Source organism: Planobispora rosea (assembly GCF_014648175.1).
GTDB classification, from domain to species: domain Bacteria; phylum Actinomycetota; class Actinomycetes; order Streptosporangiales; family Streptosporangiaceae; genus Planobispora; species Planobispora rosea.
Window position 1 is genome coordinate 1 of record NZ_BMQP01000061.1, and the last position, 25,304, is coordinate 25,304.

25 protein-coding genes are annotated in these 25,304 nt (G+C 72.3%); 12 read left to right on the forward strand and 13 right to left on the reverse strand.

The window, feature by feature from the left end; all coding sequences use genetic code 11:
* Positions 1-57 precede the first annotated feature (57 nt).
* Positions 58-942 carry a DUF2268 domain-containing putative Zn-dependent protease gene (locus IEZ08_RS36215; protein WP_068923745.1) on the reverse strand — a complete coding sequence of 295 codons (885 nt, stop codon included), beginning with the start codon at positions 940-942 and terminating at the stop codon, positions 58-60.
* 249 nt (positions 943-1,191) lie between these two features.
* Here IEZ08_RS36215 and IEZ08_RS36220 point away from each other — a divergent pair, with 249 nt between their 5' ends.
* Both IEZ08_RS36220 and IEZ08_RS36225 read left to right on the forward strand, forming a co-directional pair.
* Positions 1,192-1,791: a dihydrofolate reductase family protein gene (locus IEZ08_RS36220; RefSeq protein WP_068923746.1), complete on the forward strand. Its 600-nt coding sequence runs from the start codon at positions 1,192-1,194 to the stop codon at positions 1,789-1,791.
* 210 nt (positions 1,792-2,001) lie between these two features.
* A complete protein-coding gene (locus tag IEZ08_RS36225) occupies positions 2,002-3,342 on the forward strand; it encodes a S41 family peptidase (RefSeq protein ID WP_189243979.1) in 1,341 nt (446 codons plus the stop codon).
* 160 nt (positions 3,343-3,502) lie between these two features.
* Here the strand turns inward: IEZ08_RS36225 and IEZ08_RS36230 are convergent, their stop codons facing one another.
* Positions 3,503-4,264: a hypothetical protein gene (locus IEZ08_RS36230; RefSeq protein ID WP_189243980.1), complete on the reverse strand. Its 762-nt coding sequence runs from the start codon at positions 4,262-4,264 to the stop codon at positions 3,503-3,505.
* Positions 4,265-4,392: 128 nt separating this feature from the next.
* Between IEZ08_RS36230 and IEZ08_RS36235 the strand changes: the two genes are divergently transcribed.
* Genes IEZ08_RS36235 through IEZ08_RS36245 form a run of 3 tightly spaced genes read left to right on the forward strand, consistent with a single transcriptional unit; the run spans position 4,393 to position 7,348 of the window.
* Entirely contained in the window at positions 4,393-5,397 is a 1,005-nt protein-coding gene (locus IEZ08_RS36235) for an AAA family ATPase (RefSeq protein ID WP_084780126.1), read from the forward strand.
* 59 nt (positions 5,398-5,456) lie between these two features.
* Entirely contained in the window at positions 5,457-6,404 is a 948-nt protein-coding gene (locus IEZ08_RS36240) for a DUF58 domain-containing protein (protein ID WP_229803907.1), read from the forward strand.
* Positions 6,401-7,348, forward strand: coding sequence for a VWA domain-containing protein (locus tag IEZ08_RS36245; RefSeq protein WP_068923750.1), 948 nt, complete (start codon positions 6,401-6,403; stop codon positions 7,346-7,348). Before IEZ08_RS36240 ends, IEZ08_RS36245 begins: the two co-directional genes overlap by 4 nt.
* Before the next feature lie 28 nt (positions 7,349-7,376).
* Here the strand turns inward: IEZ08_RS36245 and IEZ08_RS40035 are convergent, their stop codons facing one another.
* Both IEZ08_RS40035 and IEZ08_RS36260 read right to left on the reverse strand, forming a co-directional pair.
* Positions 7,377-8,234: a MarR family winged helix-turn-helix transcriptional regulator gene (locus IEZ08_RS40035; protein WP_229803909.1), complete on the reverse strand. Its 858-nt coding sequence runs from the start codon at positions 8,232-8,234 to the stop codon at positions 7,377-7,379.
* A gap of 147 nt (positions 8,235-8,381) precedes the next feature.
* A complete protein-coding gene (locus IEZ08_RS36260) occupies positions 8,382-9,977 on the reverse strand; it encodes an ABC-F family ATP-binding cassette domain-containing protein (protein ID WP_189243982.1) in 1,596 nt (531 codons plus the stop codon).
* A 172-nt stretch (positions 9,978-10,149) separates the two neighbouring features.
* Here IEZ08_RS36260 and IEZ08_RS36265 point away from each other — a divergent pair, with 172 nt between their 5' ends.
* Complete coding sequence (locus IEZ08_RS36265; RefSeq protein WP_189243983.1) at positions 10,150-10,764, forward strand: class I SAM-dependent methyltransferase; 615 nt, start codon at positions 10,150-10,152, stop codon at positions 10,762-10,764.
* Between the two features lie 76 nt (positions 10,765-10,840).
* Positions 10,841-11,410, forward strand: a complete 570-nt coding sequence (locus IEZ08_RS36270) for a TrmH family RNA methyltransferase (protein ID WP_068923753.1) — start codon at positions 10,841-10,843, stop codon at positions 11,408-11,410.
* Between the two features lie 65 nt (positions 11,411-11,475).
* Here IEZ08_RS36270 and IEZ08_RS36275 read toward each other — a convergent pair whose 3' ends face one another.
* The 7 genes from IEZ08_RS36275 to IEZ08_RS36305 form a co-directional block, all read right to left on the reverse strand.
* Positions 11,476-11,649: a hypothetical protein gene (locus IEZ08_RS36275; RefSeq protein WP_176728507.1), complete on the reverse strand. Its 174-nt coding sequence runs from the start codon at positions 11,647-11,649 to the stop codon at positions 11,476-11,478.
* 129 nt (positions 11,650-11,778) lie between these two features.
* Complete coding sequence (locus IEZ08_RS36280; RefSeq protein ID WP_068923754.1) at positions 11,779-12,372, reverse strand: hypothetical protein; 594 nt, start codon at positions 12,370-12,372, stop codon at positions 11,779-11,781.
* Complete coding sequence (locus IEZ08_RS36285; RefSeq protein WP_189243984.1) at positions 12,369-13,733, reverse strand: DUF58 domain-containing protein; 1,365 nt, start codon at positions 13,731-13,733, stop codon at positions 12,369-12,371. Before IEZ08_RS36285 ends, IEZ08_RS36280 begins: the two co-directional genes overlap by 4 nt.
* Positions 13,730-14,710 (reverse strand): AAA family ATPase, encoded by a 981-nt coding sequence (locus IEZ08_RS36290; protein ID WP_189243985.1) that lies wholly within the window; start codon positions 14,708-14,710, stop codon positions 13,730-13,732. Before IEZ08_RS36290 ends, IEZ08_RS36285 begins: the two co-directional genes overlap by 4 nt.
* A gap of 2 nt (positions 14,711-14,712) precedes the next feature.
* Complete coding sequence (locus IEZ08_RS36295; RefSeq protein WP_189243986.1) at positions 14,713-15,105, reverse strand: hypothetical protein; 393 nt, start codon at positions 15,103-15,105, stop codon at positions 14,713-14,715.
* Positions 15,106-15,160: 55 nt separating this feature from the next.
* A complete protein-coding gene (locus IEZ08_RS36300; RefSeq protein WP_189243987.1) occupies positions 15,161-15,853 on the reverse strand; it encodes a DUF4129 domain-containing protein in 693 nt (230 codons plus the stop codon).
* 126 nt (positions 15,854-15,979) lie between these two features.
* Positions 15,980-17,980, reverse strand: a complete 2,001-nt coding sequence (locus tag IEZ08_RS36305; RefSeq protein WP_068923759.1) for a Xaa-Pro dipeptidyl-peptidase — start codon at positions 17,978-17,980, stop codon at positions 15,980-15,982.
* Between the two features lie 712 nt (positions 17,981-18,692).
* Here IEZ08_RS36305 and IEZ08_RS36310 point away from each other — a divergent pair.
* The 3 genes from IEZ08_RS36310 to IEZ08_RS36320 all read left to right on the forward strand — a co-directional run bounded on the left by IEZ08_RS36310 (position 18,693) and on the right by IEZ08_RS36320 (position 20,440).
* Positions 18,693-19,214 carry an HPP family protein gene (locus IEZ08_RS36310; RefSeq protein WP_189243988.1) on the forward strand — a complete coding sequence of 174 codons (522 nt, stop codon included), beginning with the start codon at positions 18,693-18,695 and terminating at the stop codon, positions 19,212-19,214.
* 134 nt (positions 19,215-19,348) lie between these two features.
* Entirely contained in the window at positions 19,349-19,882 is a 534-nt protein-coding gene (locus tag IEZ08_RS36315) for a kinase (protein ID WP_141704019.1), read from the forward strand.
* 99 nt (positions 19,883-19,981) lie between these two features.
* Positions 19,982-20,440 (forward strand): hypothetical protein, encoded by a 459-nt coding sequence (locus tag IEZ08_RS36320; protein WP_068923762.1) that lies wholly within the window; start codon positions 19,982-19,984, stop codon positions 20,438-20,440.
* A 136-nt stretch (positions 20,441-20,576) separates the two neighbouring features.
* Here the strand turns inward: IEZ08_RS36320 and IEZ08_RS36325 are convergent, their stop codons facing one another.
* Positions 20,577-21,008 (reverse strand): hypothetical protein, encoded by a 432-nt coding sequence (locus IEZ08_RS36325; protein WP_068923763.1) that lies wholly within the window; start codon positions 21,006-21,008, stop codon positions 20,577-20,579.
* A 493-nt stretch (positions 21,009-21,501) separates the two neighbouring features.
* Here IEZ08_RS36325 and IEZ08_RS36330 point away from each other — a divergent pair, with 493 nt between their 5' ends.
* Positions 21,502-22,425: an aminoglycoside phosphotransferase family protein gene (locus IEZ08_RS36330; protein WP_068923764.1), complete on the forward strand. Its 924-nt coding sequence runs from the start codon at positions 21,502-21,504 to the stop codon at positions 22,423-22,425.
* Positions 22,426-22,467: 42 nt separating this feature from the next.
* Here IEZ08_RS36330 and IEZ08_RS36335 read toward each other — a convergent pair whose 3' ends face one another.
* Entirely contained in the window at positions 22,468-23,430 is a 963-nt protein-coding gene (locus tag IEZ08_RS36335) for a GntR family transcriptional regulator (protein WP_068923765.1), read from the reverse strand.
* Positions 23,431-23,620: 190 nt separating this feature from the next.
* Between IEZ08_RS36335 and IEZ08_RS36340 the strand changes: the two genes are divergently transcribed.
* On the forward strand, positions 23,621-24,982 hold the full coding sequence (locus tag IEZ08_RS36340) for a carotenoid oxygenase family protein (RefSeq protein WP_068928834.1): 1,362 nt from the start codon (positions 23,621-23,623) through the stop codon (positions 24,980-24,982).
* Positions 24,983-25,304: the final 322 nt, after the last annotated feature.

Consider the following 25,304-nt stretch of genomic DNA (forward strand, 5'->3'; position numbering starts at 1 on the left):
GTCACGAGACAGGGATGATCACAAAGCGGGCGTAAATACACAAGTGCCGTTGCAGTACTAAGCCGCCGGGACGCCCACCCCCGCGCTGCGCAGGATCTCCGCGCCGGGCAGCACGGTGCTCTCCGCCACGGTCAGACCGGAGGCCGCCAGGTGCGCGTCCACGATGCGCAGGCCCACGCCGTACCCCGCCATGTCCGGGATGCCGACCGGCTCCTGGCCGAACCTGCCGGCGGCCGAGTCGCCCAGCACGTAGGCCGGGGTGCGGGCCATCCCGGCCAGGCCCGCATCCGCGGTGATCTTCTCGTAGGCGCGGTCGAACTCCGGGCCGGTCACCATCGCCGACCAGGGTCCCATGGCCTGCGGGCCGGACAGCTCGCGCACGAACGCCTCGGCCAGCCCCTCGGCCACGACGTGCTCGCCGACCGTCACGGTCACCGGGTTCCACTCGACGTTGTGATAGCGCACCTGGTGGTGGAACTCGTGCGTCGCGCAGTGCGCGATCCGGCCGATGACGTCCTCCGACGGCCAGGCCAGCAGGTAGAGCCAGCCCGGCGAGCTCCCCATGCCGTAGTACCCGCCGACGGAGTCCATCAGGTACCTGTCGTCGGGGTCGCCGAGCACGAACATGACCTGCAGGGCGTCCGGCCCCTTGATGCCGGGGACCGTGTCGGACAGGTGCTTCCACGCGGCCTGGAGGGTGCGCTCGATCTGGCCGCGCACGTCCTCGCCGACGAGGCGGCGCAGCGCGGGCAGGTAGCGGTCGTCGTCGCGGTCGACCCGGAAGCCGCCTCCCCGGTGGTGGATGTCGACGATGTCGCCGGGTATCGGGACGGCCTCGCGCATCGGGGCCAGCATGTCACGCAGTGCGCCGGCGCGCCGTTCGAGCGGGAGCTCCACCAGGTCGAGCATGGCCCGCGGGGTGTCGTGAACGATGAATTCCATGGGTCCGACGCTAAGGACTCACGTTACGTGAGGTTCAACCCCTTAGCGGACGTTTCACACCGATGGGTGTATCAACCGCTTCACCGTGCGCCGACGCTGGTAGAGGTAGGTACTCGTGGATCTTGCGACGCACGTGCGGGCCGCTGGTCGCGGACGCGAGACCAGCTGCGGACGAAGGCCGCGCACCGATGAGGTTCCCGCGCCGTGCCCATCTGTACATGTGAGATCGACTCACAGGAGACTGACACGATGCGAAAACTGACTTTCGCCATGAACGTGACCCTGGACGGCTACATCGCCGCGCCCGGCGGCGACCTCGGCTGGAGCGGAGGGGAGGGACCGGACTCATCGCCGAGCGCCGAGCTGTTCCAGTGGTGGTCCGACCGGGTGGACGCGACGGGCCTGGCGCTGTACGGGCGCAAGCTGTGGGAGGCGATGAGCTCCCACTGGCCGACCGCCGACAAGCAGCCGGGTGCCACACCGGCGGAGATCGAGTTCGCGCGCCGCTGGCGGGACATGCCGAAGGTGGTGTTCTCATCGACGATCGGCAAGGTCGACTGGAACACCCGCCTGGTCACCGGCGACGCGGTCGCCGAGATCGCCCGGCTCAAGGCCGGGGACGGCGGCCCGATGGACGGCGGCCCGATGGACATCGGCGGCGCGACGCTCGCCGGGGCGGCCATGCGGGCCGGGCTGATCGACGAGTACGCGCTGGTCACCGTGCCGGTCCTGGTGGGCGGTGGCACGCCGTTCTTCACCGCGCTGGACAGCTGGGTGAACCTGACGCTGGTCGAGACACGGACATTTCCCGGCGGCGTGGTGCTGACCCGATACGAGACGCGGCGATGAGCCCGGATCGAATGCTCGGCTCGAAGGCCAGGCCGAGTTCCTTCCCGGCGTGCTCACCGTGACCCTCGGCGACGCAGCCCTGCCGCCACGAGATCGGCCGGATCGCGCTCGTCTCCCACCACCGGAACCCGCATGCCGACGTTCCTCCACGAATGGCGGTAACAGCGGCGTTCACCGCCGTGTAACCGGCCTCCGGCCATGCTGGCGGCCATGATCAGAACCTTCTGCGCCGCCGTCCTGGTGACGGCCTGCTCCATGTCCGCGTCTGCGTCCGCCCCGCCCCTTCAGCCGGTCTCCACCCCAGGCGCCGGCTGCGCCGCCGTCACGGGGCCACCGCCGCAATCGGCGCCGCCGACCTCGGTGAACACTCTCCGGCAGGCGTACTTCTGCGTGCTGGACAACTACTACAGCGGCCCGGTCATGGATTCCAGGGCACTGCTGAAGAGCGCCCTGGCCGCCTACACCCAGGATTTGATACGGCGCGGCGCCGACCGGGCCGGCCTCCGGTTGCCCGCCCTGACCGGAAACCGCGACACCGACTGGGCCGCCTTCGCGAAGGTCCTGGGGACCGGTGACCCCGCCGCGCTGCGCGCCGCAATCACCGGCATGGTCGCCGGACTCCACGACAACCACGCCCGCTGGGTCAGGCCGACCCCGCCACCGGAGGGCGGGCCGGTCGGGACAGGCATCGTGGGCGTGTCGGCCGGGCAGGGCCCGCAGTTCGACCCGGCGGCCCGGCCGCCGCTGTTCATCACCCGGGTCCTGCCCGGCAGCCCCGCCGCCAAGGCCGACATCCGGCCCGGCGACATCATGGTCAAGGTCAACGGCGTGCCGACGGTCATCGGGGACACCGTCAACCACGGCATCATCGACGTCTTCGCCTCTGACCCGGTACGGCTCACGCTCAAGCGCCCCACGACGGGACGGACCCGCACCGTCGAGCTCAGACAGGGCCCCATCACCCGGCAGCCCCCGAAGGTGACGTCGAAGAAGCTTCCCGGCGGCGCCATCTACGTCCAGCTGCCCGGATTCTACGAAGGCGCCGCTGACCAGGTCATCGCCGAACTGCAGAGCAAACCGGAGGCGGTGGTCCTCGACCTGCGCGGCAACGGCGGCGGGTCACCTCGCGAGGTGACCCGGCTGCTCGGCGCGTTCGCGCACGGCAAGGTCACCAGTTACTTCTGCCCGCTCAAGGGTGACTGCGTGCCCAACCGGACCGACGACAGCGTCCCGCTGCTCGGCTCGCGCCTGGTCGTCCTCACCGACCGCGCGTGCGCCTCGGCCTGCGATGACTTCAGCGCGGCGGTCAAGGACAACGCCCTGGGCACCCTCGTCGGGACCCGCACGGCCGGGGCCGTCTCCGGTCCCGGCGAGGGATACCTCCTCGATGACGGCAGCGTCCTGATCCTGCCCAAGGTCCGGCACCTCGGCCCCGACCGCGAAATCATCGACACGATCGGCGTACCGGTCGACCACTACGCCCCCATGACCGCCCTCGACCTGGCCACCGGGCGCGACCCGGGCGTGGCCAAGGCGCTCACGCTCCTTTGATGCGCGTGCCGGCTTGACCGAACCGGCACGCGTTCATCCCGGTGGGCGTGTGCCGGACCGAAGACCGATGCACGCTCTGGCCGGCCAGCCCGGGACCATCCCGGTCAGCCGACCGGAAACGCATCCCTCGGCTTGTGAAACGCACCCCGGTCACGGGCGCTCAGATCTCGCCGCCCGCCTCGTCGTCTCCGTCCTCCGTGCCGGGTGTGCCCGGCCCGCTCTCCGTGGGGGACGGGGAGGGGGTGGGCTGCTGCGGTACCGGCGTCATCGGGACCGGCGGCGGGGTGGGCACGAACAGCGTCGCCGGCGGGGGCGGGGGGAACCGGTCGAGCTCCTCCTCCCCGCGGAACAGCAGCCAGAGCATCGAGGTCAGCAGTGACAGCAGGACCGCCAGCACCACGGCGGCGACGATCACCGCCCGGCGGGTCTCGGTGGGCGGCGGGGCGGTCCTGGGCACGGGCAGCGCGGGCGCGCGATCACCCAGCCAGTGCGGCGCGAAATCCGGGCCGTGCCGTTCCCCGATCAGGGTGCCGCGCACCAGCACCGGCTCCAGGAACCGCTCGGCCCCCGCCCGGTCCGGCTCGTACGGCGTGGCGACCCACGGCGCGGTCCCGCCCCCCATCGCGAGCACCTGCGGGGCTCCCTCGACCACCGCGGTACGGCCGCGCGACGCCCTGACCACCCATCCCCGGACCCCGTTCCGGCCCGCGGCGGCCTCCCTGATCGCGGTGACGAAGCGGTCGCGGGCCGCCGGGTCCCGGGCGGCGCCCTTGGTCAGCACCGCGACCGAGACCGCCCGCCCGTCGGGACCCTGCCCCAGGTAGACCAGTCCGGCGGGACCCACGCGCAGGCGGGCCTGCAGGACGAAGGGCCCGAGCAGAGGCGGGTCACCGTACTGGAGCGGAGTGGCCACGTCTGCCATGAAAGCACACCGGGGAAAACCACGGCGAAAGCCACGAGGGTGATCACATCACGTGCAGTGGGTATTGACAGGAAATCCGGATCCGATCAGCCGTGTCAGGCGGCATCTCGTTTGGTGGAATATTCAACATGACCGTCGCCGAAGAACTGCCGGGCGAGACCGATACCGGGCTGCTGCGCGAGGCGCTGGCCGAGGTCCGGCGTGTCATCGTGGGCCAGGAGCACATGGTGGAGCGGCTGCTCGTGGCACTGCTCGCGCGGGGCCACTGCCTGCTGGAGGGCGTGCCCGGAGTCGCCAAGACCCTGGCCGCCTCGACCCTGGCCACCGTGGTGGGCGGCAGCTTCGCCCGCATCCAGTTCACTCCGGACCTGGTCCCCAGCGACATCGTCGGCACCCGGGTCTACCACCCCTCGCGGGAGGAGTTCGACATCGAGCTGGGGCCGGTGTTCGTCAACTTCCTGCTCGCCGACGAGATCAATCGCGCCCCGGCCAAGGTGCAGTCGGCGCTGCTGGAGGTCATGGCCGAACGCCAGGTGTCGCTGGCCGGGCGGACCCACCCGCTGCCGAAGCCGTTCGTCGTGCTGGCCACCCAGAACCCGGTCGAGTCCGAGGGGGTGTACCCGCTCCCCGAGGTCCAGCGCGACCGGTTCCTGTTCAGGGTCCGCGTCGCCCACCCCAGCGCCCACGAGGAACTGGAGATCCTGCACCGGATGAGCGTCTCCCCGCCCGTCCCCGAACCCGTCCTCGACCCCGTGCGGCTGTCCGCCCTGCAGGATCTGGCCGAGCAGGTCTCGGTGCACCACCTCGTCGCCGACTACGTCGTCCGGCTGGTGATGGCCACCCGCTCCCCGGCCGAGTACGGCATGGTCGAGCTGGAGGACAGCATCGAGATCGGTGTCAGCCCCCGCGCCACCCTCGGACTGGTCTCCGCCGGCCGCGCCCTCGCCCTGATCCGGGGCCGCGACTACCTGCTCCCCGACGACGTCCGCGACGTGGCCGTGGATGTGATGTCCCACCGGTTGATGCTCACCTTCGACGCCGTCGCCGACGGGCTCGACCCCGACGAGGTGGTCCGCCGGATCCTCGCCGCCGTGCCGCCGCCCGTGGTCGTCTGGAATCAGGGCCCCCGGTGAGCCCTCGGCCCCGCCACCGGCACAGCGGGGGGACGCCGGCCACCCGCCCCGGAACCGCTGTGCACACGGCCGAGCAGGTGCTCCGGCGCCTGGAACTGACCGTCGTGCGGCGGCTCGACGGGCTGCTGCACGGCTCGTACCAGGGTCTGATCCCGGGACCGGGCAGCGAGGCGGGGGACAGCCGGATCTACGTCCCCGGCGAGGACGACGTCCGGCGGATGGACTGGGCGGTGACCGCCCGCACGTCCGTCCCCCACGTCAAGGACCTGATCGCCGACCGGGAACTGGAGACCTGGGTGCTGGCCGATCTCTCCCCCAGCATGGACTTCGGCACCGCCGCCGTGGAGAAACGGGATCTGGTGGTGGCCGCGGTCGGCGCGATCGGGTTCCTGACCTCCCGGGTCGGCAACCGGTTCGGCGCCTACGTCCTGCACGACGAGTACATCCACCGGATGCCCGCCCGGGGAGGCCGCGCGGCCCTGTACGGCCTGCTCAACTCGCTTGCGCAGGCGCCCCGGGGCCGGTCCGTGCCCGACGCCCCCGACCTGGCCGAGGCGGTCGAGGCGCTGGCCGCGGCCCGGCGCCGGCGCGGCCTGCGGGTGATCGTCTCCGACTTCCTGGACAACCGGCCCAGCCTGGACCCCGGCCTGGAGCCGCTCTGGGAGCGACCGGTCCGCCGCCTGGCCGCCCGCCACCAGGTACTGGCCGTCGAGGTGATCGACCCGCGGGAGCTGGAACTGCCGCCGGTGGGGCTGATCAGCCTGACCGACCCCGAGTCGGGCCGGAGCCGCCAGGTCCGGCTCACCGCGAAGGTCCGCGCGGCCTACGCGGAGGCGGCGGCCCGCCAGCGGGAGATCACCCGCGCGGCGCTGCGCCGCTGCGGCGTCGATCACCTGGTGCTGCGCACCGATCGCGACTGGGTCGCCGACATCGCGCAGTTCGTGCTGAGGCAGCGCCGTACGGCGCACGTCGCGCACCGGCACCCGGCGGCGGGGGTGGCCCGGTGACCTTCCTCTCCCCCGCCTGGTTGTGGCTGTTCGCCGCGCTCGCCGCCGTGGTGGCCGGTTACGTGGCCGCCCAGTTCGCACGGCGCCGCCATGCGGTGCGCTTCACCAACCTGCCCCTGCTCGACCTGGTGGTCCCGGCCGGGCCGGGCTGGCGCCGCCACGTCGCCCCGGTGCTGTTCTTCCTGATGATGAGCCTGCTGATCGTCGGGGCCGCCCGGCCGGCCGACTCGGTGCAGGTCCCCAGGGACCGGGCGACCATCATCATCGCGCTGGACGTCTCATTGTCGATGGAGGCCGCCGACGTCCCGCCCAGCCGGCTCGCCGCGGCCAAGGACGCCGCCCAGAAGTTCGTCGCCGACCTGCCCGAACGGTTCAACGTCGGGCTGGTCGCCTTCGCGCGTTCCGCCGGGGTCGTCGTCTCCCCCACCACGGACCACCAGGCCGTGGTCACCTCGCTCGGCAACCTGAACACCCGGGCGGGCACCGCCATCGGCGAGGCGGTCTTCAGCTCCCTCGACTCCATCCGCTCCTTCGACCAGCAGGCGGTGACCAACCCGCCGCCCGCCGCGATCATCCTGTTGTCCGACGGCGACAACACCTCGGGTCGCTCGGTCGCCGAGGCGATCGAGTCGGCGGTCGGCGCCCGCGTGCCGGTCTCCACGATCGCCTACGGCACTCAGGAGGGCACCGTCTCCATCGACGGCCGCGACGTGAACGTGCCGGTGAACAAGGCCACGCTGCAGGCCCTGTCGGAGGGCACCGGGGGCCGCGCCTACGAGGCGGAGTCCGGCAGCGAGCTGCGGTCGGTCTACGAGCAGATCGGCACCTCCCTCGGCTACCGTACGGTCAACCAGGAGATCAGCCAGCGGTTCGTCGTGGCGGCGGTCGTGGTCGGGCTGCTGTTCGCCGTCTTCGCCATGGTGCTGGGAACCCGCCTGCCGTGAGCGCTGTCCCCAGCCGGGGGCCGGGCGGTCACCTGCCCTCGGTGAGCAGTTCCGCGGATCGGCCGAGGAGGCGGAGCATGGCGCGGTGGAACTCCGCTCGCTCGGCTTCGGTCCAGTCCGGGGTGAGTGAGGCGAAGACGGATTCCTGCCAGGAGTGCGCGGCCTCCAGGAGGGCGAGGCCGGTGTCGGTCAGGCTGACGGCGCGGCACCGGGCGTCCGCAGGCGCCGGGTGGGTCGCGAGGTAGCCCCGCTCGACCGCGTGCGCCACCATCCGCGACGCCCCGGACTGGTCGACGGCCAGTTCGGCCGCCACGTCGTTGACGGTCACCTGCGGCCGTCCCCGCAGCGCGTGGACCGCCTCGGTCACCTGGACGTCCCTGCCGCGCTCGGCCAGGGCGCCGTCGGTGTTCCAGCGACGTGACCAGTGCCGGACGAACTGGAAGAGCGCCTGGCCCGCGCCCGCCCCGGCGGCGGGATCACCGTGGGGCGTGCGCGGCGGCGTCTCGGTCGCGGCCAGTTCGGCGTGGAGGCGGGCGAACTCCAGGGCGGTGTGCGGATCGGGGAAGCGCAGCGCGGCGGAGACCCGGTCACCGGTGGTGCGGAAGACCGTCGCCACGGGTGTCCAGCCGGTGTCCCCGGGCCAGCGGGCGTCCTGCTCGACGACCGTCACCCCGTCGCCGACCGGATGCCACGATCTCGCACGGAGCTCGATGCCCGACCGCATGACCCAGTCGGCGAACTCGTCCGGGGTGATGGAGCCGGCCCCCTTCGGCCCGTTGACCACGATCGGATCGCACACGGCCAGACGCGCGGCGGCCGGGTCCTTGTCGTTGACGGCCGCGTGCCAGCGTGCGACGGCCGCTCCGGTGCGCTCAGGGATGCCCATATCGAGATTGTATGCGATTCGCATGTAATTGTCAGGGGATGCACTCCGCCGGGATCCGAGCGTCCGCCCCGGGGCGGGTTCCCGGGGCGGACGCGGGAGGACCGGCGGGCGCACGACACACCGTGCGCCGTGCGCCGTGCGGCCGTGTCAGGCGAGCGACACCAGGTCGGCGTAGCCGGGGTTCCACAGGTCCTCGGCGCCGTCGGGCAGCAGCAGCACCCGGTCCGGCCGGAGCGCCTCGACCGCGCCCTCGTCGTGGGTGACCAGCACGACCGCTCCGCGGTAGGCGCGGATCGCGTCGAGGATCTCCCGCCGGGAGGCCGGATCGAGGTTGTTGGTCGGCTCGTCCAGCAGCAGCACGTTGGCGCCGGAGCAGGCCAGGATCGCCAGGGCCAGCCGGGTCTTCTCCCCGCCGGACAGCACCCCGGCGGGCTTGGCCGCGTCGTCGCCGGAGAACAGGAACGCCCCCAGCACGCGCCGGGCCTCGCCGTCGGCCAGCTGCGGCGCGGCCGAGGTCAGGTTCTCCAGGACCGTACGGCCGGCGTCGAGCGTCTCGTGTTCCTGGGCGTAGTAGCCCAGCCTGAGCCCGTGCCCGGGGACGACGAGACCGGCGTCGGGCCGCTCCCGGCCGGCCAGGATCCGCAGCAGGGTCGTCTTCCCGGCGCCGTTGAGACCGAGGACCACGACCCGGCTGCCCCGGTCGACGGCCAGGTCCACACCGGTGAGCACCTCCAGCGAGCCGTACGACTTGGTCAGGCCGGTCGCGGCGAGCGGGGTCCGGCCGCACGGGGCGGGCTCCGGCAGGCGGATCCTGGCGACCTTCTCCGCGCGCCGCTCGGGCTCGGTGACGGCGAGCATGCGCCGCGCCCGGCGCTCCATGTTCTTCGCCGCGACCGCCGTGTTGGCCCCGGCCCGCATCCTGTCGGCCTGGGCGAGCAGCGTGCCCGCCTTGCGCTCGGCGTTGGCCCGCTCCCGCCTGCGCCGCCGGGCGTCGGTCTCGCGCTGGGCCAGGTACGCCCGCCAGCCGAGGTTGTAGACGTCGAGGCACGCCCGGTCGGCGTCGAGGTGGAAGACGCGGTTGACGGACGCCTCCAGCAGGCCGGTGTCGTGGCTGATCAGGACCAGCCCGCCCGGGTAGGCGGCGAGGAAGCCGCGGAGCCAGCCGATCGAGTCGGCGTCGAGGTGGTTGGTGGGCTCGTCGAGCAGCAGCGTGTCATGCCCGGCGAACAGGGCGCGGGCCAGCTCGACCCGGCGCCGCTGCCCGCCGGACAGGGTGCCCAGCGGCTGGGCCAGCACCCGTTCGGGCAGGCCCAGCCCGGCGGCCACCCGCGCCGCCTCGGCCTCGGCCGCGTACCCGCCGCGGGCCTGGAACTCGGCCTCGGCGCGGGCGTAGGCGCGCATCGCCTTCTCGATCGCGTCCTCTCCGGAGGCCATCGCCGCCTCGGCGGCGCGCAGGTCGCGGACGACCCGGTCGAGGCCGCGGGCGGACAGGATCCGGTCGGCCGCGGTGCCGCCGAGGTCGCCGGTGCGGTGGTCCTGCGGGAGGTGGCCGACCGAGCCCACCCGGCTGACGGTGCCCGCGGCGGGCAGGGTCTCTCCGGCCAGGATCCGGGTCAACGTGGTCTTGCCGGCGCCGTTGCGGCCGACGAGGCCGATCTTGTCGCCGGGGGCGACGCGGAAGGCGGTCCGGGAGAGCAGGAGACGGGCGCCGACGCGCACGTCGACGTCGACAACAGTGATCATTACGATTACGCTCCGTAGTTACTGGAGGACACAGGGATGACGCGAGACCTGGTCGTCCAGCTAGGAAGTACGGGGCGTAGCCATGGCGCCGATCCTAGGCACCTTCACGGGCCGCGCGCATCCGGTTTTCCCGGCGTGCGGAGCGGCGCGGCGGAGACGCGACAATAGGCGGGTGGCACATTACTTCGAGGAGCGTCCCGCGACCGCCAGCCGTCCCGGCTCGGTCACGCTCGTCCTCCCCGACCTGCACCTGAAGCTCGAAACCGACAGCGGGGTGTTCTCCCCCGAGCGGGTCGACCAGGGCACGCGGATCCTGCTGGAGAGCGTGCCGCCTCCCCCGCCGGAGGGCGACCTGCTCGACCTGGGATGCGGGTACGGCCCCATCGCGCTGACCCTGGCCTCGCGGGCCCCCCGGGCGACGGTCTGGGCGGTGGACGTCAACCGCCGTTCCGTGGAGCTGTGTGCGCGGAATGCACGGACCGCCGGCCTTGACAAAGTAAGGTCAGTGCATGCCGACGAGGTCCCGCCCGAGGTCAGGTTCCGCGTCATCTGGTCCAACCCCGCGATCCGCATCGGCAAGGCCGCCCTGCACGAGATGCTGACCCGCTGGCTGTCGCGCCTCACCCCGGACGGCGCCGCCTACCTGGTGGTGCAGAGACACCTGGGCTCCGACTCCCTGCAGCGCTGGCTGAACGAGCAGGGATGGCCCGCGAGCCGTACGGCCTCCCGGTCGTCCTACCGGATCATCGAGGTCCGGGCGCGCGAGGCGGCGGATCCGGCGCCGTGACGCGGCGGGCGGCCCGTCCCGGGCGGAGAGCCGGCCATGGATCCAGGAAGAACGAACGAGGAGCGCTGAGGCACCGATGACCACCAACCCGCGCAGGCAGCTGCGGCCGACCGACGTCAAGCGGCTCAACCGCACCTGGCGCCGGAACACCGAGGGCCGGCTGGCCCTGATCGTGGAGTCGGTGACCGGGCCGTTCAACGTCGGCTCCATCTTCCGTACGGCCGCCGCCTTCGGAGTGGAGCACATCTGGCTGGCCGGCAACGCCACTCCCCCGACCAACCCCAAGGCCCAGAAGACCGCCCTCGGCACCGACCGGCTGGTCACCTGGGACGAGCCGGTCCCGGTGGTGGAGGCCGTGCGGGCCGCCAAGGCGGCCGGTTTCCGCGTGGTCGCGGTGGAGCTGACCGGCGACGCCGTACCGCTGCACGAGGCGGACCTCTCCGGCGACGTGTGCCTGGTGGTCGGCAGCGAGGACCACGGCTGCTCACCCGCGCTGTTGGAGGCCGCCGACGCCGTGTGCTACATCCCCCAGGTCGGACGGGTCGGCTCCTTCAACGTCGGGGTGGCCGCCGCCATCGTCGTGGCCGAGGCGCGCCGCCAGGAGTGGGCGGCCCTGGAACCGGCCCACGCCCTGCACGGAGAGTGACCCCGCACGGAAGGCGAACCGGCGCGGAGAGCCACCCGATCCCGGATGCCCCAGTCCCGGCCGTCTCAGTCCCGGACGCTGGAGGACCGGCGGAAGAGCCTGGCCGCGCCCATGACGACCACGGCCACCAGGCCGATGATCAGGGCCCACTTGAGCAGGCCGAACAGGAAGCCCAGAACCGAGCCGAGCAGCATGAAGGCGATCACCACGGCCGCCACGATCAGCAGAATTCGTCCCATGTCTCCACGGTATGCGCCCGCCGGGCCGTACGGCAGGCGCGCGGGCCGAAGTCAGGGACAAGCCAGGGTCACCCCTCAGGGTCGCTCCCGGCGGCTCCGGCCGGGAGCACGGCGGGGTACGGCCGCCCGTCAGCGGGCCGCGTCCCGCAGCACGCGGGCCAGGGTCAGGGCTCCGGCGGCCCCCAGGACGACCGCCACCGCGGCCGGGACCGCGCTCCCCGCCGCACCGGTGATCGCGGCCAGGGCGAGGCAGACGGCGGCCGAGGCCACGGTCACCGCCCCTGTCCTGGCCAGCCACGGCGCCAGCAGCGTCGCCGGGACGCGGGCCGAGGCCGGGATCCGGGCCGCGATCGCGGCCATGCCGTGGTGGAGGTAGAGCAGCAGGCCGATGAGCAGGCCCATGGCCGGTGACGGGGCGTAGCCGTACACCAGGGTGGTCAGCAGCCAGGCCACCACGGTGACCGCCTGCGTCGCCGGCACCCATCCGCCGTCCGGGTCGGCGGCGGTGAGCAGGCCGAGCAGGACCGCCAGCAGCGGCATCACCGGCCCGGCCCGGTAGTCCGGCGGCATGGCGACGAGCAGGACGGCCGTCCCCGCCGCCCACACCAGCGCCCGCAGGACCAGGCAGTGGAGCTGCACGCGCCCGGCCCCGCGGCCGTCGCCTCCGGGCGGAGAGGAGGCGCCGCCGGGCGGAGGGAGGGCGTCGTCGCCGGGGCGGTTCATCGCATCACCGCCGCGGCGCGGGCCACGTCGCGCAGGACCGCGTCCAGACTCCCCGAACCGCGCCAGGGCTCGACCGGCACACCGGCCTCCCGCAGGCGGCCGACGGTGTTGTCGCGCTCCAGCCGCCAGATGCGTTCGGCCGGCTCGGCCCACTCGCCGGTGGACCGGAGCGGCAGCCCCTCCGGCAGGGTGTCGACCGCGACGACCGCGCGCCGGGCCCGGGCGAGGACGGCCAGCGCGGTGGCGCTGCGCGGGTCCAGCAGCGGGGTGAGCATGACGATCAGAGCTCCGGGCGGGAGCATCCCGATGGCCAGCAGCCGGTCGCCGAGGGCCTCCTGCCCGCCGGGCATGGGCCTGGTCTCGGTCAGCCAGGCGAGCTGGGCCAGGTGGTGCCGGCGGCCCGTGCCGGGGCGCAGCCGCCGCAGCCGGGGGCCGAACTCCACCAGCGAGACCTGATCCCCCTGGTGCGTGTAGTGCCCGGCGATCGCCGCGGCGGCCCGGACCGCGGCGTCCAGCACGCCGGGGGCGCCCGGCCCGCCGCCCACGTCACGCAGCACGTCGAGGAGGATCACGATCTCGGCGTCGCGGTCGGGCTGGGTGGCGTTCACGTACGGCTCGCGGGCGCGCAGCGTGACCCGCCAGTCGATGCGGCGCAGCCGGTCCCCCGGCCGGTAGGGCCGGACCCCGGCCAGTTCTCCCCCGTCACCCGGCCGCCGGGAGCGGTGCAGGCCCGATATCCCGCCGGGGCGGGGCACCGGGGTGCGGGAGGAGTACGGCTCGGCGGCGGGCAGGGCCCGTACGAGTTTCGGCGGCGGTGTCTGCTCGGGGAACTCCAGCAGCCCGTCGCAGGCGAACACCCGGACGCGGACCGGCCCGAACGTGTGCACGCCCCAGCGCCGGGCGGTGCCGGACAGCGGCACCGCGGCGGTCCTCGCGGCTCCGGCCGGCCCGCCGGTCTCAGCGGCGGTTCCGGCGGTCCCGGCGGTCCCGGTGGTCCCGGCGACTGCGGTGACTCGGGCGGAAACCCCGGCGGGGACCCCGGCGACCACGGGGCGGGATTCCACGCCGAGCGCGGGGTCGGCCGCCGGGACCACCACGCAGATCGTCCCCGGGTCGGCGGCCACGGTGACCGCCCCGGTGAGCGTGCCGCCCTCGGTGACGGTGTCCCCGGTCAGGGTCAGGAGGGTCTCCGGGGCGCGGGCGGGCCGGGAGCGCAGCGACAGGAGGGTGCCCAGCGCGAACGGCACGGCGACGGCCAGCAGGTCCGGCCGACCCAGGGCCACCGCCAGCAGGCACAGCGCGGCCGGCAGGACGGCCGCGCGACGGAACGCCGCCGTCGTGACCCACCCCGTGGGCCTCATGAGGAGGAACCGGTGTAGGTGGGCAGGTGGTCGGAGGCGGGCGTGGGGACGCGGGCGCAGATCTCCTCGACGATCCCGGCGGGATCGACGCGGCGCAGCCACATCTCCGGGCGGAGGCTCAGGCGGTGGGACAGGGCGGCCGGGGCGATCCGCTTGACGTCCTCGGGGACGACGTAGTCGCGGCCGTCGAGGACGGCGCGGGCGCGGGCGGTCAGCAGCAGGGCGAGCGAGCCGCGCGGGGACGCTCCGACCTGGATCTGCGGGTGGTCCCGGGTGGCGGAGACGATGTCCACGATGTAGCGGCCGACCGTGTCCTCGACGGCCACGTCCTCCAGCGTGTCCTGCATGGCGGCGAGGGTCGCGGCGTCGACGACGGGCTCCAGCACGGTCTCCTCGGTCCGGCGGGTCATGCGGCGCCGGAGCATCGTCTGCTCCTCCTCCGGCGAGGGGTAGCCGAAGGAGACCCGCAGCAGGAACCGGTCGAGCTGCGCCTCCGGCAGCGGGTAGGTGCCCTCGTACTCGATCGGGTTGGCGGTGGCCAGCACGTGGAAGGGCGTCCGGAGCCGGTGGGTGACGCCCTCGACGCTGACCTGGCGTTCCTGCATGGCCTCCAGCAGCGCGGCCTGGGTCTTGGGCGGGGTGCGGTTGATCTCGTCGGCGAGCAGCAGGTCGGTGAAGACCGGGCCGCGCCGGAAGACGAAGTCGCCCTCCCGCTGGTTGTACAGGAAGGAGCCGGTGACGTCGGCCGGGAGCAGGTCGGGGGTGAACTGCAGCCGGGTGAAGTCCAGGCCGAGGGTCTGCGCGAAACAGCGGGCGGTGAGGGTCTTGGCCAGGCCGGGGAAGTCCTCCAGCAGGACGTGACCGCCCGCCAGGATCCCGGACAGCACCAGTTCCAGGGCCTCGCGTTTGCCGACCACGACGGTGCCGACCCGGTCGAGCACCTCGCGCGCGTGCCTGCCGGCCTCTGCGGGTTCCATGGTCATATCTCCTCGATACGCGCGATCAGGCGGGCCAGTTCGGCGCGGGTCGGGATCTCCGCCCGGGGGGCGGTGATCAGGGTGTGCAGGTCGTCACCGAGGATCTCCCGGGCCCGTCCCGGATCGGTCACCCCGTGCCGCAGACGCACCCGCTCGGCGGCCAGGTCGGCGAGCCGGTCGCGGACGAGCGAGGGGTATTTGCCGGGGTCGTCGTAGGCGAAGGCGAGCCGACGCTCCCACCAGCGGATCTCCGTGAGTGTCTGCTCGGGTGGTGTGGGCGGCTCCGGCGCGGAGACCGGCGGGCGGGGGCCGCCGCCGGGGATCCGGCGCAGCAGGAGGAGAGCCGCCAGCGCGGCCACCGCCAGCACGCCGGCGTGCCACATCAGCCCGGTCACGGCCCCGGCTCCCCGGTCGCCGCCCCAGCCCCCCGGTCACAACCCGGCTCTCCGGTCACGGCCCCAGCTCCGCGTCCACCTCGGCCAGCGCCCGCCGGGCCGTCTCCCGCAGGGAGCCGTCCACCTCGTGCGGGCTGTAGCGGGCCCGGCGGTAGGCGGCGGCGAGCCGCTCCAGCGCCGCCGCTCCCACCCGGTGCGCCGACAGCAGCCGGGAGACCAGGTCGGCGGGGGTGTCGGCGGCCTCGCGCGGGGTTCCCGCCCGGGCCGCGGCGCGCTCCAGCCGGAGCCAGCAGGCGATCACGGCGCGGCGCGGGTCGTCCTCGGAGTCGAGGTCGGCCAGCCCTGCCCGGAGCGCCTCGCGCATCTGCCGCACCGTCTCCTCCGGTCCGTCCGGGAGCGGGGGTACGGCGGGCGCCGGGGACTCCTCCCCGGTGCGGAGGAGCATCCTGACCAGCATGACGATCACCGGTGCGGCGAGCGCGGCGCCGAGGACGACCACGGTCCAGAAGCCGAACTCCCCCATCGCCTCGTCCCCGGCGGGCCGGGGATCACCCGGTCCGGGAGCGGCCGGGGGCGGGCTGGGACGCCCGAGGTCGATTCCGAGGTCCAGCCCGCCCCCCAGTGCGAACCCGCCTCCATGGCGGACCCAGCTCGCGGCGAGCCCGACCGCGAGCAGGGCGGCGGCGGTCAGGGCGAGCGGCCCCCAGCGGCGCCGTCGCTCCGTCTTCCAGCTCTCTGAACGGCGCATATCGCAGCCACTACACCAGCGTGCCGGGCACCAGTCAAGATCCGGGAAGTCCCGGGGACCCTGCGCGGCGCCCCGGGGGCGATCCGCCGGTTCCCGGGCTGATCGGGAACCGGCGGATCGCCCCGGTCAGCCCAGCGCCCGCCGCCCGCCGACCAGCGGCAGGGTCACCGAGCTGTCGCCCGGCTTGACCTCGACCCGGGTCCCGGCGGGCAGGCGCAGGGTGAAGTCGCGGTCGGTGGAGATGAGCACGACGCCGATCCGGTGCCCGGCCTTGATGACGTAGTCGTTCGGCTGGAGGTCGAAGGCGAAGTCGTAGAAGCGGCCCTCGCGCAGCAGTTCGGTGCGGGAGTCGGAGTGGCGGTTGCGCACGTCGAGCCAGCCCCTGGTAATGATCTTGTAGGGGGCCGTGGTCGTGACGTGCTCGGCCAGCCGGGCGCAGCCGGTGTCACCGGGGACGCCCTGGCCGTAGCAGACCGGGTCGGGCCCGTAGACCACCTGGCCGTAGGCGCGGGCGTCGGTGCCGTAGTCGACCAGCAGCGCCGTCAGGTACGGCGAGCGTCCGCCGGAGAAGGCCGCCCGGACCGCGACCTCCGGGGTGCCGGACAGGCGGACGTCCCTGGTCAGCGGGGCCGACAGGTAGGCCAGGCGGTTGGGGTCGGCGGCGGCGGTGTTCTCGGCGAGCTGCTCGGCGGTGCGCGCACTCTGGTCGGTGAAGGACTCCACCGCGTGGCCGCGGCCGCGGTCGAAGCCCAGCGTGCCGTTCTGGCCGCCGGATCCGGCGCTCATGCGCAGGCGGACGTCGCGGGTGCCGGGCAGCGGCCAGGTCGCGTGCTGGGCCCACTGGTTGGGCGCGTACTCCACGTCGGCCTGCGGCTCGTCCAGGATGCCGTTGCGCAGGCCGTACAGGTGGAAGTCGAACCAGCGGTGCAGCTGGCGCAGCCACTCGGCGTTGCGCCGGGCGAAGTTGAAGGGGTTGAAGTGCGCGCCCTGGTGCAGCCAGATCTTGCGCGGCACGCCCCGCTCGGCCAGCGCGTCCCACCACTGGACGGCCTGCTTGGTCTTGACGTTCCAGTCGTTGAGGCCGTGCACCAAAAACACGCTGGCCCGCACCTTGCGCACGTCGGGCAGGTAGTTGCGCTCGTGCCAGAAGCGCGAGTAGTCACCGGTGACGCGGTCCTGATCGCGCTCGATGGCGTCCATCAGCGCGCCGCAGACCTCCTGGCCGTCCTCCCTGGTCAGGACGTAGCGGGCGAGCACGTCGGCGTCCTCGCCCTGGTAGCCGCCGGGGGCCACCACGCCGCCGTTGGCGCGGTAGTAGTCGTACCAGGAGGAGATGGCGGCGATCGGCACGATGGTCTTCAGTCCCTGGACACCGGTGGCGGCGACGGCGTTGGGCAGGGTGCCGTTGTAGGAGACGCCGATCATGCCGACGTTCCCGGTGGACCAGCCGGCCCGCACCTCGTTGCCCGCCGCGTCGAATCCCCTGGCGCGGCCGTTGAGCCAGTCGATCGCGGCCTTGGGCCCGGCGGTCTCGTTCGGCAGACCGGTGGTCGGGCAGCCGGTGGCGCGGCCCGAGCCGACGTTCTCCACCAGCGCGACCGCGTAGCCGCGCGGCACGAAGTAGTTGTCGTAGTAGCCGCGGAAGGGCGCGGAGGCGGCGCGGGCGGCCGGGTTGTCGTCCTGGCCGAACATCTCGTCCTGCAGCTCGCGGAACTTGTTGCGGCGGTACTCCATGCCGGCCGGGTCGGAGCCGTCGAGGTCGACGACGTGGTTGTCCACGTCGTTGCCGCCGGCGTAGTAGGGGCTGGCCTCCATGACGACCGGGACCTTCAGCCCGGTGGCGGTCTCCTTGGGCCGGATGATGTCGACGGCGACCCGGTCGGGGCGGCCGTCGGCGTCGCTGTCGGTCCCGGCGAGCTCCACGAACACGGTCTCGATCAGGGCGTCGGCGCGGGAGTAGACGGGCTGGGTCTCGTTGTTCTCGATCGGCCCGGGAGGGGCCGGTGAGGGGGTCGCGGACGGCTGGGGTGAGGAGGCCGCGGACGCGGCGGGGACGGTCGCCATGGGCAGGGCACTGAGGGGTACGGCCACCGCCACGGCGAGCAGGAGGCTCTTCCATCTGTTCATCGAGGGTCGCTCCGAAAGCCGATGGAGATTTGACAACTGCCGTCAATCTCTTCGACCGGATCTTCTCCCGCAAGATCCTGGATGTAACGAATAAGCCGCTCTAGCGGCTCGCGAGGCGGTCCGCGCGCACCGCGGGGGACCGCCCCGCCTTCCCGCCGGCACGAACGATCCGATGCCCGCCAGCGGTTACCTGGGCTCCTCGATCTCAAGACTGGCCAGCGTCGGCTCCAGCAGTTCGCCCGCACCAGGCCCGGGCCGACTCGCGATGGTCGCATCGACCTCGGTAGACGTCCGCATCTTGCCGCCTCCAGGGTCAAAGGCTGAGAAACGCGGCTTGAGGAGATCCCCGGCGGGTGGCCATCGGCCGACTGCCACCCGCGTGAGGCGGCACCGCCCCCAAACTCCCCCACCCCCACCTTCTAACGGTAAATCCGACTTGTGTCCGTTAGAGGCATGTGCCATGCTTCTAACGCAAAGAAAATGGATCATCCGTTAGAAATGACGGTGGCCGACGTCGACATCGACTGGCCGCCGGCGAGCCACCTCGGCTGACCGGTGAGCCACCTCGGCTGACCGGTGAGCCACCTCGGCTGACCGGTGAGCCACCTCGGCCACATCATCCGGCGCCGCCGCCGTTTTCGGCGATGCCGCAGCGGTGCGCACGAGCACCTCCATCCGCTTCACCGACAGCTCACTTCGACGAGGAAAGCCGATGTCCGACCAGCTCACCGCGGCGCCTGCGCGGCAGGCCCGCACCAGCGGGGCACCTGCCCGGCAGAAGACGGCGATCATCGCCGCGGCCACCGCAGGCTCCACGATCGCACTGATCGCCCTGGCCGCGCTCGGCACTCTGCTGCACCAGGTCTGGCTGATCCCCCCGCTCGCCGCCAGCGCGGCCCTGATCTTCGGTGCACCGGCCCTGCCACTGGCGCAGCCACGGAGCGTGATCGGCGGTCAGGTGCTGTCGGCGCTCACCGGATTCGCCGTGCTGCCCGTCGCCGGCCATTCCGCCTGGGCCGCCGCCCTCGCCGGAGGCCTGGCCCTGGGGGTCATGGCCCTGGCCCGTACGCCGCACTCGCCCGCCGCGGCCACTGCGGTGATCGTGGTCACCCAGCAACCGGCCCCGGTCCCGTTCCTGCCGGCGCTCACCGCCGCGTCCGTCGTTCTGGTGGTCGTCGGCGCACTCGTCGGGCGCAGCGGGATGACACCGCGCTACCCCGTCTACTGGTGGTGAGGAACGACGCTCCGTCACCCGAGGGCTCCCACCCGGGTGAACGCGGTGGTGGCCACATCGATCAACGTCTTGGACGGCTCCGCGCCGCCGGTGAAACCGGTCTGGCCGGTGAGGTTCACCCGTAGGCTGGCGTGGTGCGCACCGGCTCGACCTCAACTTCCTTGATCATCTTTCGCGGGAATTCAGCGGCGGGGAAGAGTAGCGTGGCCCGCGCGGTGCGGGAGGCCTACGGCCGCGGTCTGGCCCTGGTCGGCCAGGACGTCATCCGCCGCGACATCCTGAAAGAGCCCGATCGGGCTGGCGCAGCCAACATCGGATTGATCGACACGATCGTCCGGTACTCACTCGATCACGGCTACCACGTCCTGCTCGAGGGGATTCTGTTCGCCGACCGCTATGGGAACATGCTGCAGGCCTTGCGCAGTGACCACCGCGGCGCCACCCACGGCTACTACTTCGATATCGCGTTCACCGAGACGCTGCGGCGGCACGCCACAAAGCCGCAGGCTGCCGAGTACGGCGAGGCCGAGATGCGCCAGTGGTATCGGGAGCGGGACCTGCTGCCGGGCGGGTGGGAGACGATCATCGGCCAAGACAGCTCCCTGGAGGTGACCGTACAGCGAGTGCTCGGCGACAGTGGATTGCTGTCGGCTCCGGCGCGGCGATGACCGGCCGGGCCGCAAGCGGCCCGCCGCTTGCGGGCTCGGGTTGAACCCGCTCGTTCTCTCTCTGGGCCACGCCGGATATCACGCGCAGCGGGAGGTGACATGACCGGCCGATTCAGCACTCACGGCGTCGTGTTCGACGGCGATGTGGTGATCAAGACGTATGCGTCCTGGGATCGCGGTGAGCCGCGACGGGAGTGGGAGCTGCTCACGCTGCTGAACGAGCACGCGCCGGATCTGGCGGCCGTGCCGGTGCGCGCGGAGTTGACCGCACTCCCGCCGCGGGTGGTGATGTCGCGCCTGGACGGGGTGCCGCTGCGCGGCCGGGTGCTCACCGGCGGCCAGGTGGGCGCGCTGGCCAGGGCCGTGACCCGCCTGCGCACCGCGATCCCGGCCTCCGTGCTGGCGATGGTTCCCCCGGCGCCGGGAGGAGGGGGGACGGCCGCCGCACCGGCCAAGGCCCACGCCCAGACGGCGCGCCCTCCCGACTGCGGCGCGGGCGGTGTGCTGGCGAGCGCCAGGCGCGGCGGGTGCTGGAGCTGCTGGGCTGAGACACCTTGATCCGGGTAGAACTCCGCGGGGCTTTTCTCCGCAGCCTCCGCGTGCGAGGGTCGGGCGGTGCATCTGGTGCCCGTCCTTCACTCCCCTGAACCGGGATCGAGGGAGTGCGCCGTGCAACATCGATGACCGGTCAAGGTCAGCAGTGGATCCTGCCCTCGAACGAGTAGTGATAGTACTTCCGATCCTTTAGTGGGGTGACCCCACCGAACTGGTTGTTGCACTGGACCGTGACCTTGCTCTGGGCGAGGAGGTCGTCCCCGGAAGTGTCATCCTCCCAAACCTGGATCGTTATTTCGCTGCCCACGTCGTAGGTGAGGGGGTATGAGGACTGGAGGTCGACTATTCCGCCCTCGTCGGATTCGTTGACATCGATCGTGCCGTCGGTGGGGGCATAACGCCGAGGAAATCCATTGTGCACGACATTGATGAAGACCTCGTCGCCGTTGCTCCAGGTCCCCTCCTCGTCCACGTCGTGGACATACAGGGTGAGGCCGAATCCGAGCTGGGATGCGGCGGCGCTCGCCGGGTTCGCGTTGACAAGAATCAGTGACCCGACAAGGCCCGCCACAGACAGAAGAGCCCCGGGTCTAGAACGTAAGAGCACGGTTTCCCCTTTTCTCGTCCGATCGATCGGAATCAAGATCCCACGGTTTCCTTGGAGGAGACTTGCGGATGGCTTGGACTGGCCTGCCGGAAAATCGGCCTTCAGGAAGTCCCGGATTACGGAAGAAGAAACAACGGACGGCCCTTGGCCCGTTCGAGGCGCTCTGAGCGCTTGGCACAACAGGCAAGGCAGGCAGGGGGCATCACCGGGCAGGGCGCATCGGTGCACGTTTCCTCAGCCGAGGTCGGGCTGTACCGGCCCCGGGCGGTGTTCGACGGCCGGCAATGCTGCCGCTCAGCGATGCGCAACCCCCGCAACCGCCCACACCGCCAGCGCCAAACGTGATCGTGTTCGGCTAGGGTGGAAGCATGCTTTGACGCCAGCCCGGAAGCCGGGCACCCCCAAGGACCTCCTTCGTATCCCGAACAACCCGGAACCCACGAAGGAGGTACTTGAGATGAGCACGTCGATCCCCATCGACGTCCCCGACGCGTTCGCCGCGTCGTACGGCGGGAACAACGCGTCCGCCCGTGCCTGGATCGCCGACTTGCCCCGGCTGGCCGCGGAGATGCTGGACCGCTGGACGCTGCGGCCGGACGGCCCCGCGGAGCACGGCATGGCCTCGCTCGTGCTGCCGGTGATCCGCGCAGACGGTGTGCCCGCCGTGCTGAAGTTCCAGCAGGCAAGCGAAGACAACGCCGGCGCCGTGCCCGGTCTGCGGGCATGGAACGGCAACGGTGCGGTGCACCTGCTCGACCACGACCCGGACACCGGCACCATGTTGCTGGAACGACTGGACACAGCCCGGCCGCTGTCATCGGTGGTCGACGACCATGCCGCCATGCAGATCCTCGCCGAGCTGATGGCCCGCCTGGTCGCGGTGCCCGCCCCACCCGGTCTGCGGCGCCTGGCCGACATCGCCGCCGCCATGCTGGACCAGGCGCCACGCGCTGTACGGGCGTTGCGCGACCCGGCCGAGCAGCAACTGGTACGGACCTGTGCGTCCGCCGTGGCCGAATTGATCGGCGAACCTGGTGACCGCCTGCTGCACTGGGACCTGCACTACGACAACATCCTCGCCGGGCGACGGGAACCATGGCTGGCCATCGACCCCGAACCGCTGGCCGGCGACCCCGGGTTCGACTTGTGGCCGGCGCTGGACAGCCGATGGGAGGAGGCGGTGGTGGCGACCGGCGACGTGACCCGCGCGGTCCTGCGCCGTTTCGACCTCCTGACCGAAGTGCTCGGCCTGGACCGGCAGCGGGCGACCGGGTGGACGCTTGGCCGCATCCTGCAGAACGCGTTGTGGGACATCGAGGACGGCAAAACCTCGCTGGAACCGGCTCAGGTCGCCCTGGGTATGACTCTGCTACGCCGTTAGGCACCTGCTCTGCAACCCCGCCTGATCACCGGTGACGCCCCGCTACGTCCGGTGCTGTCGTCCGATCTGGACCGCGGCCCCATCCAGCAGGAGCCGCAGCCCGGCCTCGAAGAACGCGGTCAGGTCGAATCCCAGCCGGTCGTCGATCGGCGCCGTGGGCGTCGAGAGCGCGGCGTGCAGGGACGGCAGGTGGGCGGTGTACCACTGGTCGGGCGACAACCCCGTGTGCTGTTCCGCGTCGCGTTGCGCCTCCAGATTCGTGGCCGTTCCCCTGACGTGGTTGGCCACCGCCCACCACACGATCCGGGCCGTCTCGGGGTCCAGGCCGAGCCCGAGTATGGGGCTCATGCCCCAGTTGCCGAACCTGAGCAGATTGGGCAGCGGCTGCGGGTGGGTGAGCGACATGAGACGGGGCAACCAGGGGTGGCGCAGATAGAGGCGCCATTGCAGACGCGCCGCGAGCTCCAGGTGGGCCCGCCAGCCCGCAGGAGGCGTCCGGGGCAGCTCCAGTTCGCCGAACACGGTGTCGGCCATGAGCGCGGCCAGTTCCTCCTTGCCGCGCACCAGGCCGTACAGCGACATGGTGGGCATGCCGAGCGTCACCGCGATGCCGCGCATGGACACCGCCTCGAAGCCCTGCGCGTCGGCGAGGACGATGGCGGCGCGCACGACCCGCTCGCGCTCGTCGTTCCGGCCGGTCGCCGCTGCGCGCCGCTCCCGGCGCGCCCGCCCGGTCACAGCCCCGGCCCCGGAGCGGGGCGTGGATGCGGGGGCGGGTTCGGCGACGACGGTGCCCACGCGGGGGACGGCCACCACCCGGCCCTGTCGGCGCAGCGTGTCCAGCGCCTTGGCGGCGGTCGCGGTGGCGACGCCCCATCGTGCGGCGGCCTGCCTGATGGAGGGGACGCGGTCGCCGGGCCGCAACGCGCCCGAGTCGATGCGCCGCTCGATCTCCTTCACGATCCGCAGGTAGGGCGGGGCAGAGCCGCTTCCGGTTCGCCGCATGGTCGATCGCGTTCCCTTCCTGTACTAGGACAGTGGCGAACCGGCCGCGACGGCCGGGCGGTCGCCGTCCCACGCCTGCTGAGTGACCATTTTGCTGGCCTAGCACATCATTGCCGGTCGCCCATGACGTGTCTCCGGCCGGTGTACCGTCTCGTTTCGTACACCGTACAACGAAACTCCCGAGGTGAGCATGAACCACGACGACCGCTACCTTCACGGGCCCTTCGCTCCCGTGAAGGAGGAGGTCACCGCCTATGACCTGCCCGTGACCGGGCGGTTGCCCGCCGACCTGAACGGCCGCTACCTGCGGCTGGGCCCGAACCCGCTCGGCGTGGAAGACCCTGCCACGCACTTCTGGGCCTTCGGCGCGGGCATGGTGCACGGCGTGCGGATCCGCGACGGCCGGGCCGAGTGGTACCGCAACCGCTGGGTCCGCTCGGCGGAGGTCTCCGACGCGCTGGACAGGATGCAGCGCGGACTGCAGCCGCCCGCGTTCCTGCCGCCCTCCCCGAACATCCACGTGCTCCGTCACGCCGGACGCACCCTGGCCCTGTCGGAGGCGGGCGGACTGCCGCACGAACTCGGCTACGAACTCGACACGATCGGGGAGTGCCCCATGGGTGCCACGCCCGAGGGGTCCAGCGCCAACGCCCACTCGAAAGCCGATCCGCGCACCGGCGACCTGCACTCGGTGGCGTACGTGCTGGGCCGCCCGTTCGCCCAGCACATCGTCACCGACCCGGCGGGGACGGTCGCCCGGGTCGCCGACCTTCCGCTGCCCGGGGACCTGCCGTTCCTCCACGACTTCGCGCTGTCGGAGAACTTCGTGGTTGTTTTCGACATCCCGCTCACCTTCGCCATGGAGGCGATGCGCTTCCGCTGGAACCCTGCGCATCAGGCTCACGTGGGCGTCCTGCCCCGGGCGGGCGGGCAGGTCCGCTGGTTCCCGGCCGAGCCCTTCTACGTCAGCCACGTCCTCAACGCCTACGACGACGGCTCGACCATCACGGTGGACCTGATCGCCGCCGAGGGGCCCGTGGACGTCACCGACCCCGGGGGCATCAAGCCCAGGCTCGACCGCTGGCGCATCGACCTGCGCGCAGGCACATTGGAGCAGCGGTGCGTGGACGACCGGGCGCAGGACTTCCCGCGCGTGAACGACGCCTACGCCTCCCGCCCGCACCAGTACGGCTACTCCGCCGTGACCCCGGTGTACGGCATGCGGTTCGTCCCCGAAGGCCCGCACCCCGACGACGCGTTCACCAACGCACTGGTCAAACACGACCTGGTGCGGGGCACGACGGAGGTGCACTCATTCGCGCGGGACGCCGCCGTCGGCGAGGCCGCCTTCGCCGCGGACCCCAACGCCGACCCGCACGAGGCCGCGGAAGACGCCGGTTACCTGATGGCCTACGTCGCCGATCCCGAGCGCGGCGCCTCGGACCTGGTGATCCTGTCGGCACAGGACTTCACCGGGCCGCCCGTGGCCCGCGTCCACCTGCCCGTACGCGTGCCCCTCGGCTTCCACGGCAACTGGATCCCGGACGCCTGAAAGGCGTGCGCGCTGCGCGCAGCACGGAGGCCGCCTTGAGGAGCTCATTGGCCCGGCACAGCTCGCGCACCTCACACTCCAGCTCGGGCGGATACCGGCGCTGGGCGGGATGCGGGGAAGAAGATCGAACTGCCAGGGGCTCCATCCTTTCCAACCGCGGGAGCCCTCATCAATGCCGGACGGGTTCAGCCGCCAGGGGCGGGGCCCTAGGGCGTGTCGTCAAAGTTGCTGGACCTGGGGCAACATGAAGGCGTGGTACGTCGCTACGAACTGACCGATGCCGAATGGCAGGCGCTGGAACCGCTGCTGCCCCGATCGGTGA